The organism is Lutibacter sp. A80 (genome assembly GCF_022429645.1).
Classification (GTDB): domain Bacteria; phylum Bacteroidota; class Bacteroidia; order Flavobacteriales; family Flavobacteriaceae; genus Lutibacter.
In genome coordinates this window covers 1,532,501-1,547,165 of sequence record NZ_CP092480.1, presented here as the reverse complement: position 1 = coordinate 1,547,165, position 14,665 = coordinate 1,532,501, and the positions used below count along the sequence as shown (strand labels likewise).

Annotated in this window: 14 protein-coding genes (1 of these 14 only partly in view); 10 read left to right on the top strand and 4 right to left on the bottom strand. The window is 29.4% G+C overall.

Annotated features, from left to right (window positions below):
• The first annotated feature begins 112 nt into the window (after nt 1-112).
• From MHL31_RS06680 to MHL31_RS06635, 10 genes are all read left to right on the top strand, one after another.
• Nucleotides 113-2,299, top strand: a complete 2,187-nt coding sequence (locus MHL31_RS06680; protein WP_240228319.1) for a glutamine synthetase III — start codon at nt 113-115, stop codon at nt 2,297-2,299.
• 402 nt (nt 2,300-2,701) lie between these two features.
• Nucleotides 2,702-3,550: a hypothetical protein gene (locus MHL31_RS06675; protein ID WP_240228317.1), complete on the top strand. Its 849-nt coding sequence runs from the start codon at nt 2,702-2,704 to the stop codon at nt 3,548-3,550.
• 63 nt (nt 3,551-3,613) lie between these two features.
• Nucleotides 3,614-4,069 carry a hypothetical protein gene (locus MHL31_RS06670; RefSeq protein WP_240228316.1) on the top strand — a complete coding sequence of 152 codons (456 nt, stop codon included), beginning with the start codon at nt 3,614-3,616 and terminating at the stop codon, nt 4,067-4,069.
• A 5-nt stretch (nt 4,070-4,074) separates the two neighbouring features.
• A complete protein-coding gene (locus MHL31_RS06665; RefSeq protein WP_240228314.1) occupies nt 4,075-4,803 on the top strand; it encodes a curli production assembly/transport protein CsgE in 729 nt (242 codons plus the stop codon).
• 21 nt (nt 4,804-4,824) lie between these two features.
• A complete protein-coding gene (locus MHL31_RS06660; protein WP_240228312.1) occupies nt 4,825-5,235 on the top strand; it encodes a curli production assembly/transport component CsgF in 411 nt (136 codons plus the stop codon).
• Nucleotides 5,236-5,257: 22 nt separating this feature from the next.
• Nucleotides 5,258-6,649: a CsgG/HfaB family protein gene (locus MHL31_RS06655; protein WP_240228311.1), complete on the top strand. Its 1,392-nt coding sequence runs from the start codon at nt 5,258-5,260 to the stop codon at nt 6,647-6,649.
• 10 nt (nt 6,650-6,659) lie between these two features.
• On the top strand, nt 6,660-8,171 hold the full coding sequence (locus MHL31_RS06650) for a carboxypeptidase regulatory-like domain-containing protein (protein ID WP_240228309.1): 1,512 nt from the start codon (nt 6,660-6,662) through the stop codon (nt 8,169-8,171).
• Between the two features lie 107 nt (nt 8,172-8,278).
• On the top strand, nt 8,279-9,457 hold the full coding sequence (locus MHL31_RS06645) for an AIR synthase related protein (protein WP_240228308.1): 1,179 nt from the start codon (nt 8,279-8,281) through the stop codon (nt 9,455-9,457).
• Between the two features lie 104 nt (nt 9,458-9,561).
• A complete protein-coding gene (gene prfA / locus MHL31_RS06640; protein WP_240228306.1) occupies nt 9,562-10,638 on the top strand; it encodes a peptide chain release factor 1 in 1,077 nt (358 codons plus the stop codon).
• 136 nt (nt 10,639-10,774) lie between these two features.
• Nucleotides 10,775-12,406, top strand: coding sequence for an ABC-F family ATP-binding cassette domain-containing protein (locus MHL31_RS06635; protein WP_240228304.1), 1,632 nt, complete (start codon nt 10,775-10,777; stop codon nt 12,404-12,406).
• Nucleotides 12,407-12,480: 74 nt separating this feature from the next.
• Here the strand turns inward: MHL31_RS06635 and rplT are convergent, their stop codons facing one another.
• The 4 genes from rplT to thrS all read right to left on the bottom strand — a co-directional run.
• Nucleotides 12,481-12,825: a 50S ribosomal protein L20 gene (gene rplT, locus MHL31_RS06630; protein WP_134248852.1), complete on the bottom strand. Its 345-nt coding sequence runs from the start codon at nt 12,823-12,825 to the stop codon at nt 12,481-12,483.
• Nucleotides 12,826-12,919: 94 nt separating this feature from the next.
• Nucleotides 12,920-13,117 (bottom strand): 50S ribosomal protein L35, encoded by a 198-nt coding sequence (rpmI, locus tag MHL31_RS06625; protein WP_134248853.1) that lies wholly within the window; start codon nt 13,115-13,117, stop codon nt 12,920-12,922.
• Between the two features lie 80 nt (nt 13,118-13,197).
• Entirely contained in the window at nt 13,198-13,713 is a 516-nt protein-coding gene (gene infC / locus MHL31_RS06620; RefSeq protein WP_256451660.1) for a translation initiation factor IF-3, read from the bottom strand.
• A gap of 66 nt (nt 13,714-13,779) precedes the next feature.
• A protein-coding gene (gene thrS / locus MHL31_RS06615; RefSeq protein WP_240228302.1) for a threonine--tRNA ligase crosses the window boundary here: on the bottom strand, nt 13,780-14,665 show its end. The gene runs 1,055 nt beyond the window's last position; 886 of the gene's 1,941 nt are visible here — the last part of the coding sequence; the start codon falls outside the window, past its right edge; it ends in the stop codon at nt 13,780-13,782.

The window sequence follows — 14,665 nt, the reverse complement described above, 5'->3', positions numbered from 1 at the left end:
TTAAAAAACGCTTTATTTTTGTCAATACCCTATTTTTTTTAGGGGGTAAATTTATTTTAATTAAAAATATAAACAATAATTTATATATTCGTATAATTTTAAAGATATAAAAATGTCAATATTAAGATTTAAGGCAGTTCAATTAGCACAAAATAGGAAGCCTGTAGAGGTTATAGAAGATAAAAGACGTTCAGAAATATTTGCAGCAAATGTATTTAATGAACAGGCAATGCGTCAATATTTAACAAATGATGCGTTTAAGGGTGTAATGAATGCCATTAAACTTGGAAAAAAAATAGACAGAAATATAGCGAATCAAGTTGCTTCTTCTATGAAAGATTGGGCTTTGTCTAAAGGAGTTACACATTACACACACTGGTTTCAGCCTTTAACAGGTGCTACAGCAGAAAAACATGATGCATTTTTTGAAACTATTGGTAATGGAATGTCTATAGAGAAATTTGGAGGAAGTGAGTTGGTTCAACAAGAGCCAGATGCTTCAAGTTTTCCAAACGGTGGAATTAGAAATACTTTTGAAGCAAGAGGTTATACAGCTTGGGATCCTACATCACCTGCATATATATATGGTACTACCTTGTGTATACCAACAATTTTTATATCATACACGGGTGAAGCTCTAGATTATAAAACACCTTTATTAAGAGCTTTAAATGCTGTGGATAAAGCAGCAACAGCAGTTTGTAAATATTTTGATAAGAATGTAAAAAAAGTTACATCATCTTTAGGGTGGGAACAAGAATATTTTTTAATTGATAAAGCATTAGCAGGTAGTAGACCTGATATTATTTTAACTGGAAGGACTTTATTAGGGCATTCTCCTGCAAAAGGTCAACAATTAGATGATCATTATTTTGGAGCTATTCCAACTAGAGCATTTAATTTTATTAGAGATTTGGAAACTGAATGTATGTATTTAGGTATTCCTGTTAAAACGCGTCATAATGAAGTTGCTCCTAATCAATTTGAATTAGCTCCAATTTATGAGGAAGCTAATTTAGCTGTAGATCATAATTCATTATTAATGGATATTATGGGGCGTGTTGCTAGTCGACATAATTTTAAAGTGCTTTTACATGAAAAACCTTTTGCGGGAGTAAATGGATCCGGAAAACATAATAATTGGTCCTTGTCTAATGATGCTGGTGTAAATTTATTAGCACCTGGACAAACTCCAATGAGTAATCTTCAATTTTTAACCTTTTTTATAAATACTATAAAAGCAGTTTATGATAATGAAGAGCTATTGAGAGCTTCCATTGCTTCTGCAAGTAATGACCATAGATTAGGAGCAAATGAAGCACCTCCAGCAATTATGTCTATTTTTATTGGCCAGCAATTAACAAAAGTATTAGAAGAATTAGAAGGAGTTACAACAGGAAAATTATCTCCTGAAGAAAAAACAGATTTAAAATTAAATGTTGTAGGGAAAATTCCAGATGTATTGTTAGATAATACAGATAGAAATAGAACTTCTCCTTTTGCATTTACAGGTAATAAGTTTGAATTTAGAGCCGTAGGTTCTTTAGCAAACTCAGCAAATCCAATGACTGTTTTGAATACAATTGTGGCAAAACAATTAAAAAGTTTTAAAGTTGAAGTAGATAAACTTATTGACGATAAAGGTTTAAAAAAGGATGAAGCCATTTTTAATGTATTAAGAGAGTATATAAAATCTTTTAAAAATATTTTATTTGAAGGCAATGGATATGGTAAAGCTTGGGAAAAAGAAGCTAAAAAAAGAGGCTTGAGCAATAATAAAACTACACCAGAAGCATTAAAAGCTAAAATTTCTAAAAAAACAATAGATTTATTTGAAGAAATGAATGTAATGAGTAAAGTAGAAATAGAAGCTCGTCACGAAATTGAAATAGAAGATTATACCTTACGTATTCAAATAGAATCTCGCGTTATTGGAGATATTGCAGGTAATCATATTATTCCAACAGCGGTTCGTTATCAAAATATGCTGATTAAAAATGTGTCAGGTTTAAAAGAGATATTTGGTGCAGATTTTGAAAAGTATGCTTCTGAACAAATTTTATTAATTAAAAAAATTTCTTCACATATTGAAGTAATACATGCTAAAGTAGATGCTATGATTGCTGCTCGGAAAAAAGCAAATGTTATAACAGACCCTGTAAAAAAAGCACATGAATACTGTAAAACAATAAAACCATTTTTTGAGGAAATAAGATATCATTGTGATAAATTAGAAATTATGGTAGATGACGAAATTTGGCCATTAACTAAATATAGAGAACTACTTTTTATTAGATAGTTTAAATTAAAAAGTAAGTATTTTTTATTGTAAACCGTTTTAAAACACTGTTTTAAAACGGTTTATTTTTGTTTTCAAAATAGATGTTACAAGCTTATATGTATTTTATTAGGTAAAATCTGCATTCTATTCTAAAAACAGAACAGTTTGTATATTTGAACTCTTAATATTTTGATAATTAGAAATATAGAGCTAATTTAGACTTGTTTAAAATAGTAAAGTACGTACACTAATTATTTTAATTACCCCACGGTTTAAACCCTAAAAAATTGTTTTACCCAATTTATTAAAATTATAGAATTTAGATTGTATAAGTATATTCTTAATACATTAAAATATACTTCCCTACTGTATAATTTAGATTTCTAAACTAAATTTTTACTAACATTAAAAACTTTTATTATGAAAAAATTAATTTTAAGTGTTGCTTTTATTTTGGCAGCAACAGTAGTATTCGGACAAGCAGCATGTAATGATTGCGATATTACACAAATTCCAACAGGACCTAGGGGAAGTTCGATTTTTGGAACAAACGATAGTGATGTAGATCAAGTAGGGATAGAGAACAAAGCTAATGTTTTGCAAATAGGTGTTGCAAACTATTCAGATATCTATCAAAATGGTGAAGAAAATCAAGCCTGGGTACAACAACGTGGCTACAGAAACCATTCAGACATTGTTCAATTAGGAGACGATAATTATGGTTCAGTTAATCAACGCGGTGTTATGAATTATGCATCACAATATGTTATTGGAGATGATAATGAGGCGACAGCTTTTCAAAGAGGTCGAATGAATACTTCAATTCAAACTCAAACAGGAGATGATAATGAAGCAAGTGTTGTTCAATTTGGACGAAATAATTATGCTCAACAATCTCAAGATGGTGATGACAATGAAGCTACTATTGGTCAATGGGGAAGAAATAATTCGGCTTTACAAGATCAAGATGGAGATAATAACGATGCAACTTCTTACCAAGTTGGATCAGGTAATACATCTGTAGAAACTCAAACTACAAGTTTTGGTGGAGCAAATACATCAATGGTCAATCAAATTGGTTTTGATAATAAAGCCTGTGTAACTCAAGATGCAGGATTTTTAAGTTCTAACAATAGTTATGTATTGCAAATTGGAGCAGATAACTTTTCTTCTGTAGATCAATCAGCTTCTTTTTGGTTTGGAGGTAACAATAGTACAATCGGTCAATTTGGAGTTGGAAACCAAGCTTGCGTAGAGCAAATGAACTAATTAAGAAGTTATTAATTTAATTTAAAAGAGGGGGAAACCCCTCTTTTACTAAATTTTAATAAGATGAAAAACTGTAACCGTATATTAATTATTATAGGTTTATTTTTCATAAGTACTTATCTGTCTTTTGGACAACAATTATCTGATGAAAATACGGTTATAATAAATCAATATTTTCAATTAAATAATACTATAGCTTCAAATTTAAAAGTAAACAACAATTTTATAATATCGAATAATAATCAACAAACAAATGAGATTATTAATTTAAATCAAGTTGGAGATTATAATAAAATTGATGTCAAACAAATTAAAGGAGATAATCAGGTAGTTAAACAATTTGGAGATAATAATTACTATAGTTTTATTAATTATTACAATAGTAATACTTCAAATTTAAGTGTTATGCAGATTGGAAATTCTAATTCTCTTAATATTTATGGTCAAAATTCTTTAATAGATAATATGTCTATTTTGCAGAAATCAAATTTTAAAACATTGATTATTAAAAATTATTAATAATTATGAAGCAACTTTATTTAAATAGTATTTTCAGTTGTTTGATGTTATTTTTTAATAGTACTTATGGGCAATTAAATGAATCTGTAACCGGAAAGATAATTATTCAAGAATCTGATAATTTAATTTTAATAAAAGCTCAAGCAGTTAATGAAGAGCTTATTTTTAAAAATGATTTGTATTATAATTTGTTAGCATTAAAAAAAAATACAGCAGGAAATTATTCAAGTAATAGACAAGAAGGTGTATTTTCTCTAGAACCAGAAGAAAGTAAAAACCTTTCAGAAATTCGATTAAGTGTTGACCCTAGTGATGATTTACGCATTTATTTATTTATTAAGCAAAACAATATTGTTATTTCTAAAGATTCATTACATATAGCTCAATCAAATAACGAGAAAGTAAAAGAAGAAGTGGTAAGTGAAGTTGATTTTGCACTTAAAGGAATTGTAATTGATGAAGTTATTACTAAAGTAGGAAAAGATTTTCACGATTTTTTTTATCAGCAATATAGTACATCAGGCAAATTATACCCATTTATTATTACTATATCAGAGAAACCTTATTTTGGAAGAAGTAGTATTATAACAATAACTTCAGAAGATAAAAAACTGTTTGAATTTATGTCCAAACCTGATGAAGAATTTTTAAAAACAGCTGTTAAAGCAACTTTAAAAAATGTAAATCAATATGCAAAACAACGGCAATTATTATACAATAATACTAGATTTTAAAAAAGAACAAAATTTAAAAGTATGAAAGCATTAAAATATATTATAGTAGCATTACTTATTAGTGCACCTTCTTTACTGTATTCTCAAAATATAGTTTATAAACCTATAAATCCTTTTTTTGGAGGTGAAACATTTAATTATCAACAATTATTAGCTTCTGCAAATGCTCAAAATGATTTTGAAGAAGATAATGGATTTGATTTTGATCAAGGTTCAGATTTAGAAAATTTTACAGAATCTTTAAATAGACAATTATTAAATTCTTTATCTCAAGATTTATTTCAAGAAGAGTTTGGAGACACTTCTTTAACTGAAGGTACTTATGTTTTTGGTAGCTTGGTAGTTGAAATATCACCATCAACAGATGGTTTATCGGTCAATATTTTAGATACTTCAACTGGAGAACAAACAAATATAATTATACCAAACTAATTGCTAAATATTCCCCACATTCATGAAAAAATATATAAAATATAGTATTTGTATTGTATTAGTGTTAGTGGTTGGTTGTGGAACATATTTAAATCAACCATTAATTACAAGTAATGCTAGAATAGGAGAAAATACTTCAAAAAAAAGTATATTAGATACAATTTTGCCTTTAAATAAAGCTATAGTAGGTGTCTATAAATTTAGAGATCAGACAGGGCAATATAAATTAATTGAAAATGGATCTACATTTAGTACCGCAGTTACACAAGGTGGAACATCAATATTATTAAATTCTTTAGAGGAATCTAATTGGTTTAATCCAATTGAGCGTGAAAATATAGGAAACCTATTAAACGAACGTCAAATAATTCGCTCAACAAGACAAGAGTATGCAGCTGGAGCTACGCAAGATCAAACCACAGCAATGCCTCCATTGTTATTTGCAGGTATTCTGTTAGAAGGTGGTGTGGTGTCTTATGATTCAAATATAATTACAGGAGGTTCAGGAGCAAGATATTTTGGAGTTGGAGGAGCTACAGAATATAGGCAAGACAGAATAACAATTTATTTGAGAGCTGTTTCTACATCAAGTGGAAGAATCATAAAAAATGTATATGTCTCTAAAACTATTTTATCTCAAGGAATTTCAGCAAACCTATTTAGATATGTAGATGTAAAAAGACTTTTAGAGGTTGAAACGGGAGTTACAAAAAACGAACCTACTCAACTTGCCATTAAAGAGGCTATTGATAAAGCAGTTGAACTTTTAATTATTGAGGGTATAATTGATGGAATTTGGGAGCCTAAAGGAGGAAAGCCTACAGTAGATTTTGTTAAAAGTCAATATGAGATAGAAAAAGAAGAAGCAGGATCAACTGCGCTTTATGATAGAAAACTAGAAGATAAAAGAGGACGTTCTGCAATCTCAGTTGAAGGAGGTACAACTATTGCTAATAATGATTACTCAAACTCATTAAAAAAAATGGGAGGTGCCATTGCCTTTAAAACCTATTTTAAAAAGCCAGGTTTAAATTTAAATTTTGGAGTTGGTTTTTTTCAACTTGAAAATGAAAATTCTTTCAAAAATGACTTCTATTCTTTCGATACAAGTTTAGCCTACGATTTTTTGCCTTACGATAATATTTCTCCTTTTTTACACCTTGGTGTCGGAACTATTTCAGATAAAGATTTTGATACCACCTATTTTAAATTTTTAATGGGTGGAGGTTTAGAATATTTACCAACCAAAAATATTGGAATTAAGGTTTTTGCTGAACAAAACATGTTATTTTCAGATAACCTGGAAGGTCTTGAGCAAGGAGAATGGAACGATTTTTATTGGAGAATTGGGCTGGGAATTAATTTTTACCTCGGAAAGCCATATAATAAAGTTAAATCTGTAATGTTTGAATAAAAAAAGGGATATGAAAAAAACGATTAATTTAATATGTATTCTATCACTAGCTTTTTTTATTAATTGTAGTGAAGATACTACCGATTATATTGGTGAAGGAACCATAACAGGAAGAGTTGTTGAAGCAGATAGCTTTGATCCTATAGAAAATGCAAAAATAACAATAAGTCCAACAGGTAATACTGTATTTACAGATTTAGAAGGGTATTTTATTATGGCTAATATTGAAGAAGGAGAGTATTCAGTAAGTGCTACTAAAGAAGAGTATCTTACTTCATTTGAAGCAGCTACTGTGATTGAAGATTCAGAAGTAAATGTGATTTTTGAATTACAAGACAATAATACTTTAAATAAACCACCTTCAGCACCTCAATTAATAACTCCAGAAGATGGAAGTGAAGATCTTGAGCTTTCAGTTGAGTTGGTATGGAGCTCAGAAGATCCTGATGAAGATGATTTATCATATAGGTTAGAAATAAAAAATGATATAGATAACAATACTATTTTAATTGAAAGTCTTATTGATACAACTTATGTAATTTCAAATTTAAAATATGGAGTTAAATATTTTTGGCAAGTTGCAGTTTCAGATGCTATAAATGAAGATGTTTTAAGCGTTGTTAATACTTTTAAAACTAAATACAATCCAGACAATAGATATTTTTATGTCAAAAAAAGCGATAATAATAACAATATAATTTATTCATCAAATTTTGATGAAGATAATGGAGAACAGATAAATGAAGTTCAATTAACATCTGAAGATAAAAATAGTTGGAGACCTAGAAAAAATCAAGCAGCAAACCTAATAGCATTTTTAAGGACTGAAGATAATGAAACCCATTTGTTTACAATGAAACAAAATGGATCAGACATACAACAAGTAACTTCTGAAATTGCAGTAGCTGGTTATAACTTTAATAATATAGATTACTCCTGGTCTTCAAACGGAGATCGGTTAATTTATCCACATTATGATAAGCTCTATGTTATTAATAAAGATGGATCAGGATTACAACAAATTTATCAAACATTAGATGGTAGTTTTATAACAGAATGTGATTGGAGTAACGATGAAAGTATGATTGCATTAAAAACAAATGATATTTTAGGTTATAATGCATCCATATATACAATTGATATGGAAGGAGCAGTTATAAGTACCGTTATTTCAGACGTATTAGGAGCTTTAGGAGGATTAAATATTTCTGTAGATAATAAGTTACTATTATACACTTTAGATGTCTCAGAATATCAGAATGCTAATAACAGACAGTTAGATACGCATATTTTTATTTATAATTTTAGCGAAGCAACAACAGTAGATATTTCTTCAGATAAAGATAGTGGAACTATAGATTTAGATCCGCGTTTTTCTCCAAATGAGGCAGAAATAATATTTGTTAATACCTCAAATGATGGTATATCAACAAAATCAATTTATAAAATGAGCATTGATGTTGAAAGTGATAGCGATAGAGTAAAACTATTTGAAAACGCATTAATGCCAGATTGGGAGTAAAACAATTATTTTTAAATAAAAACCGAATGAATTAACATTCGGTTTTTTTATGTTTCTTAAATTGAAAAAGAAAAATTACTTTTGCAAAACAATTAAACATAGCACTAATGAGTTCAGAAGTAAGTAAAAGGTACAGTCAAAGAGGAGTTTCAGCATCTAAAGAAGATGTTCATAATGCCATAAAAAATGTAGATAAAGGATTGTTTCCAAAAGCTTTCTGTAAAATTGTTCCAGATTATTTAACTGGAGACAATAATTATTGTTTAATAATGCATGCCGATGGAGCAGGAACAAAATCGTCTTTAGCATATATGTACTGGAAAGAAACAGGAGATATTTCTGTTTGGAAAGGTATAGCACAAGATGCTTTAATTATGAATATTGATGATTTATTGTGTGTAGGAGCAATAGAAAATATTATGCTATCTTCAACTATTGGAAGAAATAAAAATTTAATTCCTGGTGAAGTTATTTCACAAATTATAAACGGAACAGAAGAATTATTACAAGATTTAAAAGATTTTGGTGTTGAAATTTATTCTACCGGAGGTGAAACTGCTGATGTAGGAGACTTGGTACGTACAATTATAGTAGATTCTACTGTAACTGCTAGAATGAAAAGAACCGATGTTATAGATAATGCTAATATAAAACCGGGTGATGTTATAGTTGGTTTAGAATCATTCGGACAAGCAACTTACGAAAAAGAATACAACGGCGGTATGGGGTCAAATGGATTAACTTCAGCACGTCATGATGTTTTTAGTAAATATTTGGCTGAAAAGTATCCAGAAAGTTTTGACGCAGCTGTTCCTAACGACTTGGTGTATTCGGGCGGTATGAAATTAACTGATGAGGTTGAAAACTCACCAATAGATGCAGGTAAATTAGTATTGTCACCAACTAGGACTTATGCGCCAATCATAAAAAAGATACTAGCAAAATATTCGTCAAAACAAATTCATGGTATGGTGCATTGTAGTGGAGGAGCACAGACAAAAATCCTTCATTTTATAGATAATTTGCATATTATAAAAGATAATATGTTTCAAGTACCACCACTTTTTAAATTAATTCAAGAGCAAAGTAAAACTGATTGGAAAGAAATGTATCAAGTGTTTAACTGCGGTCATAGAATGGAATTATATGTTTCAGAAGAAATTGCTCAAGATTTAATAGAAATTTCAAAAAGTTTTAATGTAAATGCTAAAATTATTGGTAGGGTAGAAGCTTCAGAAACTAAAAAATTAACAATTAAAAGCGAATTTGGAGTTTTTGAGTATTAAATAATTTCAAAACAATAAAGTTTAATTTGTAATTAGTAACAAAATAAACGAAAAATAATAGTCTCAAGAAATTATTGTAAATTTGCAATCCAATTAAAAAATAAATGTTAGATAAGTTACAAATAGTAAAACAACGTTTTGATGAGGTTTCTGATTTAATTATCCAACCAGATATTATTTCAGACCAAAAACGCTACATACAAATCAATAAAGAATATAAAGATTTAAGCGCAGTAATGAAAATTGCTGAAGAGTATAAAGGCTTATTAAATAATATTGAAGAAGCTAAAGAAATTATAGCAGATGGTTCTGATGCTGAAATGACAGAAATGGCAAAAATGGAATTAGAAGAAGCCTCGGCTCAGTTGCCAAAACTGGAAGAGGACATAAAGTTTATGTTAATTCCAAAAGATCCAGATGATGCTAAAAATGTTATTGTAGAAATTAGAGCAGGTACAGGAGGTGATGAAGCAAGTATTTTTGCTGGAGATTTATATAGAATGTACACAAAATACTGTTCAGATAAAGGATGGAAAACAGAAGTTGAAGATATAAGTGAAGGAACATCTGGTGGTTTTAAAGAGATTATTTTTAGTGTTTCCGGTGAAGATGTGTATGGTGATATGAAATTTGAATCAGGTGTACACCGTGTGCAACGTGTTCCACAAACCGAAACTCAAGGTCGTGTACATACTTCTGCGGCAACAGTAATGGTATTGCCAGAAGCTGAAGAATTTGATGTAGAACTAAAAACCAGTGATATTCGTGTAGATTACTTTTGTTCTTCTGGACCAGGAGGTCAATCTGTAAATACTACATATTCAGCTGTGCGTTTAACACACGTTCCTACAGGTTTAGTAGCTCAATGTCAAGATCAGAAATCTCAGCATAAAAATAAAGAAAAAGCAATGAAAGTATTGCGTTCTCGTTTGTATGAGCAAGAATTAGAAAAAAAATTAGCTGAAGATTCTGCTAAAAGAAATTCATTAGTTGCAAGTGGAGACCGTTCGGCAAAAATTAGAACTTATAATTATCCTCAAGGACGTGTTACTGAACACAGAATTGGATTAACATTATATGATTTATCTAACGTAATAAATGGAGATATTCATAAAATTGTAGAAGAATTAAAACTAGCTGAAAATACAGAAAAATTAAAAGAGTTAGGAGAAGTTCTATAATCTCTTTAATTTTTAAATATAACAAAAAAGCAAGAATAATTTATTCTTGCTTTTTTGTTTTAATATCAATGCTTTAATAATTCAAATGTTAATCAAACCATGTATATTTGCGCCTTTCAAAAATTAATTTATAACAATGATTACAGTTAACGACATTTCGGTACAGTTTGGAGGAACAAGCCTCTTTAGCAATGTTTCATTTTCAATAAATGAGAATGATAAGATTGCTTTAATGGGAAAAAATGGAGCTGGAAAATCAACATTATTAAAAATTGTTGCAGGTGTACACAAACCAAATTCTGGGAATATTTCAGCACCAAAAGACGCTAAAATAGCTTATTTACCACAACATTTATTGGCTAAGGATAATGCAACTGTAATTGAAGAAACTTCAAAAGCATTTTCTGAAATATTTAAAATGAAAGCTGAAATAGATGAAATTAATGAAGCTTTAACTACAAGAACGGATTACGAAAGTGATGAATACATGAAATTAATTGAACGTGTATCTGAACTAAGTGAAAAATTTTATGCTATTGAAGAAATAAATTATGAAGCTGAGGTTGAGAAAGTATTAAAAGGTTTAGGTTTTGAAGCAACGGATTTTAATAGACCAACTTCAGAATTTTCTGGTGGATGGCGTATGCGTATAGAGTTGGCAAAGATTTTATTACAAAAACCAGACTTAATTTTGTTAGATGAGCCAACAAATCATATAGATATAGAAAGTGTTCTATGGTTAGAAGATTTTTTAATAAATTCTGCAAAAGCCGTAATTGTTATTTCACACGATAGAGCTTTTGTAGATAATATTACTAATAGAACTATTGAAGTGACTATGGGTAGAATTTATGATTATAAAGCTACTTATTCACATTATTTAGAATTACGTAAAGATAGACGTGCACACCAACAAAAAGCATATGATGAACAACAAAAAATGATTGCTGAAAATACCGAATTTATCGAGCGTTTTAAAGGAACATACTCTAAAACAAATCAAGTGCAATCTCGTGTTAGAATGTTAGAGAAATTGCAACTTGTGGAAGTAGATGAGGTTGATACATCTGCTTTACGTTTAAAGTTTCCTCCTTCTCCAAGAAGTGGGCAATATCCTGTTGTTGTTAATGAATTATCAAAAAAATACGGAGAACATGTAGTTTTTAAAAATGCAAATTTAGTTATTGAACGTGGTCAAAAAGTTGCTTTTGTAGGTAAAAACGGAGAAGGAAAATCTACTATGATTAAGGCTATTATGGGGGAAATAGATTTTGAAGGAAAATTGGAAGTAGGGCATAATGTTAAAGTCGGTTATTTTGCACAAAATCAAGCTTCATTATTAGATGAAGAGTTAACTGTTTTTGAAACTGTAGATCATATAGCGGTAGGAGATATTCGAACTCAAATAAAGAATTTACTAGGAGCATTCATGTTTTCTGGAGATAATACTACAAAAAAAGTAAAAGTGCTCTCTGGAGGCGAGAAAACACGTTTAGCAATGGTTAAATTATTGTTAGAACCAGTAAATGTTTTAATTTTAGATGAACCAACAAATCATTTAGATATGAGAACTAAAGATATTATTAAAGATGCTTTAAAAGATTTTGATGGGACTTTAATTCTAGTTTCTCACGATCGTGATTTTTTAGATGGTTTGGCAGATAAAGTTTTTGAATTTGGAAATAAACGTGTTATAGAACACTTTGAAACAATTACTAGTTTTATGGCTCTAAAGAAAATGGAAAGTTTACGTGAAATAGAGAAGTAAAAAAATACGTTTTATAAAATAAAAAACCCAATCGAAAAGATTGGGTTTTTATATATAAGCAAGAAATTAAAAATCTATTTTACTTGATCTACAACTGCCTTAAAAGCTTCTGGGTTGTTCATCGCTAAATCTGCAAGAACCTTACGGTTCAATTCAATATTATTAGCTTTAACTTTACCCATAAACTGTGAGTAAGACATTCCATACTGACGAGCTCCAGCGTTAATACGTTGAATCCATAAAGCACGGAAAGTTCTCTTTTTGTTTTTACGGTCTCTATAAGAATATAACATTCCTTTTTCTACCGCATTTTTTGCTACTGTATAAACGTTTTTTCTACGTCCAAAGTAACCTTTTGCTTGCTTCAATATCTTTTTTCTCTTAGCTCTTGAAGCAACTGAATTTACTGATCTTGGCATAATTTCAAATTGTTTTTTGTAGTTGGCGGTAAAATTAATTTACACTTGTATTAGCTCAACTCCAAGGTTAATAATTAAATTCCCTGTAACTTTATTATTTTAAAGTTAACTGTTGTAAAATGTTAGCTTCGTCAGATTTATGAACTAAACCATCGTGAGTTAACTTTAATTTACGTTTTTTACTTTTCTTAGTCAATATATGACTTTTAAAAGCGTGTTTTCTTTTTATTTTTCCAGAACCAGTAAGCTTAAAACGCTTCTTAGCACTAGATTTTGTTTTCATTTTAGGCATCTTTCTTCTACTTTTTTATCTTGCTTAATATTTTTTCTTCGGAAACTACTATATATTTTAAATAGTAAGATTGAAGTGTATTATTTCTTTTTTGGAGCAATGTACATAATCATACGTTTACCTTCTAATTTAGGCATTTGCTCTACTTTTCCATATTCTTCAAGTTCTGTTGCCAGTCTTAAAAGTAATATGTGTCCTTGATCTTTATAAATTATAGATCTTCCTTTAAAAAACACAAATGTTTTTAATTTTGCTCCGTCTTGTAAAAATTTAATGGCATGTTTCTTTTTGAATTCAAAATCATGCTCATCAGTATTAGGTCCAAATCTAATTTCTTTTACAACTACTTTAGAGGCTTTAGATTTTTGTGCTTTCTCTCGTTTTTTTTGTTCATATAGAAATTTCTTATAATCTATAATTTTACAAACAGGAGGCACAGCTTTGGGAGATATTTCTACCAAATCTAATTCTAGTTCTCTTGCTAACGCTTTTGCTTTTGATATTGGGTATACACCAATTTCAACGTTATCACCTACTAAACGTACTTCATCAACATACGTGATTTTTTCATTAATCCTATGTTGATCTTCCTTAATTACTCTCCAAGGTTTTCTTCCCCCTGATCTTCTTTTAATTGCTATAACTGTAAAATTTAAATTAAACTAAAATTGTTCTAATGTACTATTAATTTCTTTATTTGTAAACGAAATAAATTCGTCAATTGATAATGTTCCAATATCTCCTTCTCCTTGTTTTCTCACAGAAACCGTGCCATCATTTTCTTCTTGTTCTCCTACAATAATCATAAATGGAATTTTATTTAATTCTGCATCTCTGATTTTTCTTCCTGTTTTTTCACTTCTATCATCTATTAGTGCGCGAATTTCGGAATTTTCTAGCAAATGTAAAACTTTTTCGGCATATTTTTGATATTTCTCACTGATAGGTAGTATTATAACTTGCTCAGGAGTTAGCCAAAGAGGGAATTTACCTCCTGTATGTTCTAATAAAACAGCGATAAAGCGTTCCATAGATCCAAAAGGAGCTCTGTGAATCATTACTGGTCTGTGTAATTGATTATCTGAACCTTTATAACTCAAATCAAATCTTTCAGGTAAATTATAATCAACTTGTATTGTTCCTAATTGCCAACTTCTGCCTAAAGCATCTTTAACCATAAAGTCTAATTTAGGACCGTAAAATGCAGCTTCTCCATACTCTACAACATAATCTAAACCTTTTTCTTTAGTTGCATTTATAATTGCATTTTCAGCTTTTTCCCAATTTTCATCACTTCCAATATACTTTTCTTTGTTTTCCTTATCTCTTAAAGAAACTTGAGCGGTAAAGTTTTTGAAACTTAAAGATTTAAACACATATAAAACTAGATCAATTACATTTTTAAATTCTTCATCTAATTGATCTGGTGTACAAAATATATGAGCATCATCTTGAGTAAACCCTCTTACACGTGTTAAACCGTGCAATTCACCACTTTGTTCATAACGATATACTGTTCCAAATTCAGCGAAACGTTTAGGTAAATCT

What these genes read in the sequence shown, in the direction of transcription:
- MHL31_RS06680 (WP_240228319.1), top strand. Translation starts at nt 113, where the DNA reads ATGTCAATATTAAGATTTAAGGCAGTTCAATTAGCACAAAATAGGAAG.
- MHL31_RS06675 (WP_240228317.1), top strand. Translation starts at nt 2,702, where the DNA reads ATGAAAAAATTAATTTTAAGTGTTGCTTTTATTTTGGCAGCAACAGTA.
- MHL31_RS06670 (WP_240228316.1), top strand. Translation starts at nt 3,614, where the DNA reads ATGAAAAACTGTAACCGTATATTAATTATTATAGGTTTATTTTTCATA.
- MHL31_RS06665 (WP_240228314.1), top strand. Translation starts at nt 4,075, where the DNA reads ATGAAGCAACTTTATTTAAATAGTATTTTCAGTTGTTTGATGTTATTT.
- MHL31_RS06660 (WP_240228312.1), top strand. Translation starts at nt 4,825, where the DNA reads ATGAAAGCATTAAAATATATTATAGTAGCATTACTTATTAGTGCACCT.
- MHL31_RS06655 (WP_240228311.1), top strand. Translation starts at nt 5,258, where the DNA reads ATGAAAAAATATATAAAATATAGTATTTGTATTGTATTAGTGTTAGTG.
- MHL31_RS06650 (WP_240228309.1), top strand. Translation starts at nt 6,660, where the DNA reads ATGAAAAAAACGATTAATTTAATATGTATTCTATCACTAGCTTTTTTT.
- MHL31_RS06645 (WP_240228308.1), top strand. Translation starts at nt 8,279, where the DNA reads ATGAGTTCAGAAGTAAGTAAAAGGTACAGTCAAAGAGGAGTTTCAGCA.
- prfA (WP_240228306.1), top strand. Translation starts at nt 9,562, where the DNA reads ATGTTAGATAAGTTACAAATAGTAAAACAACGTTTTGATGAGGTTTCT.
- MHL31_RS06635 (WP_240228304.1), top strand. Translation starts at nt 10,775, where the DNA reads ATGATTACAGTTAACGACATTTCGGTACAGTTTGGAGGAACAAGCCTC.
- rplT (WP_134248852.1), bottom strand. Translation starts at nt 12,825, where the DNA reads ATGCCAAGATCAGTAAATTCAGTTGCTTCAAGAGCTAAGAGAAAAAAG.
- rpmI (WP_134248853.1), bottom strand. Translation starts at nt 13,117, where the DNA reads ATGCCTAAAATGAAAACAAAATCTAGTGCTAAGAAGCGTTTTAAGCTT.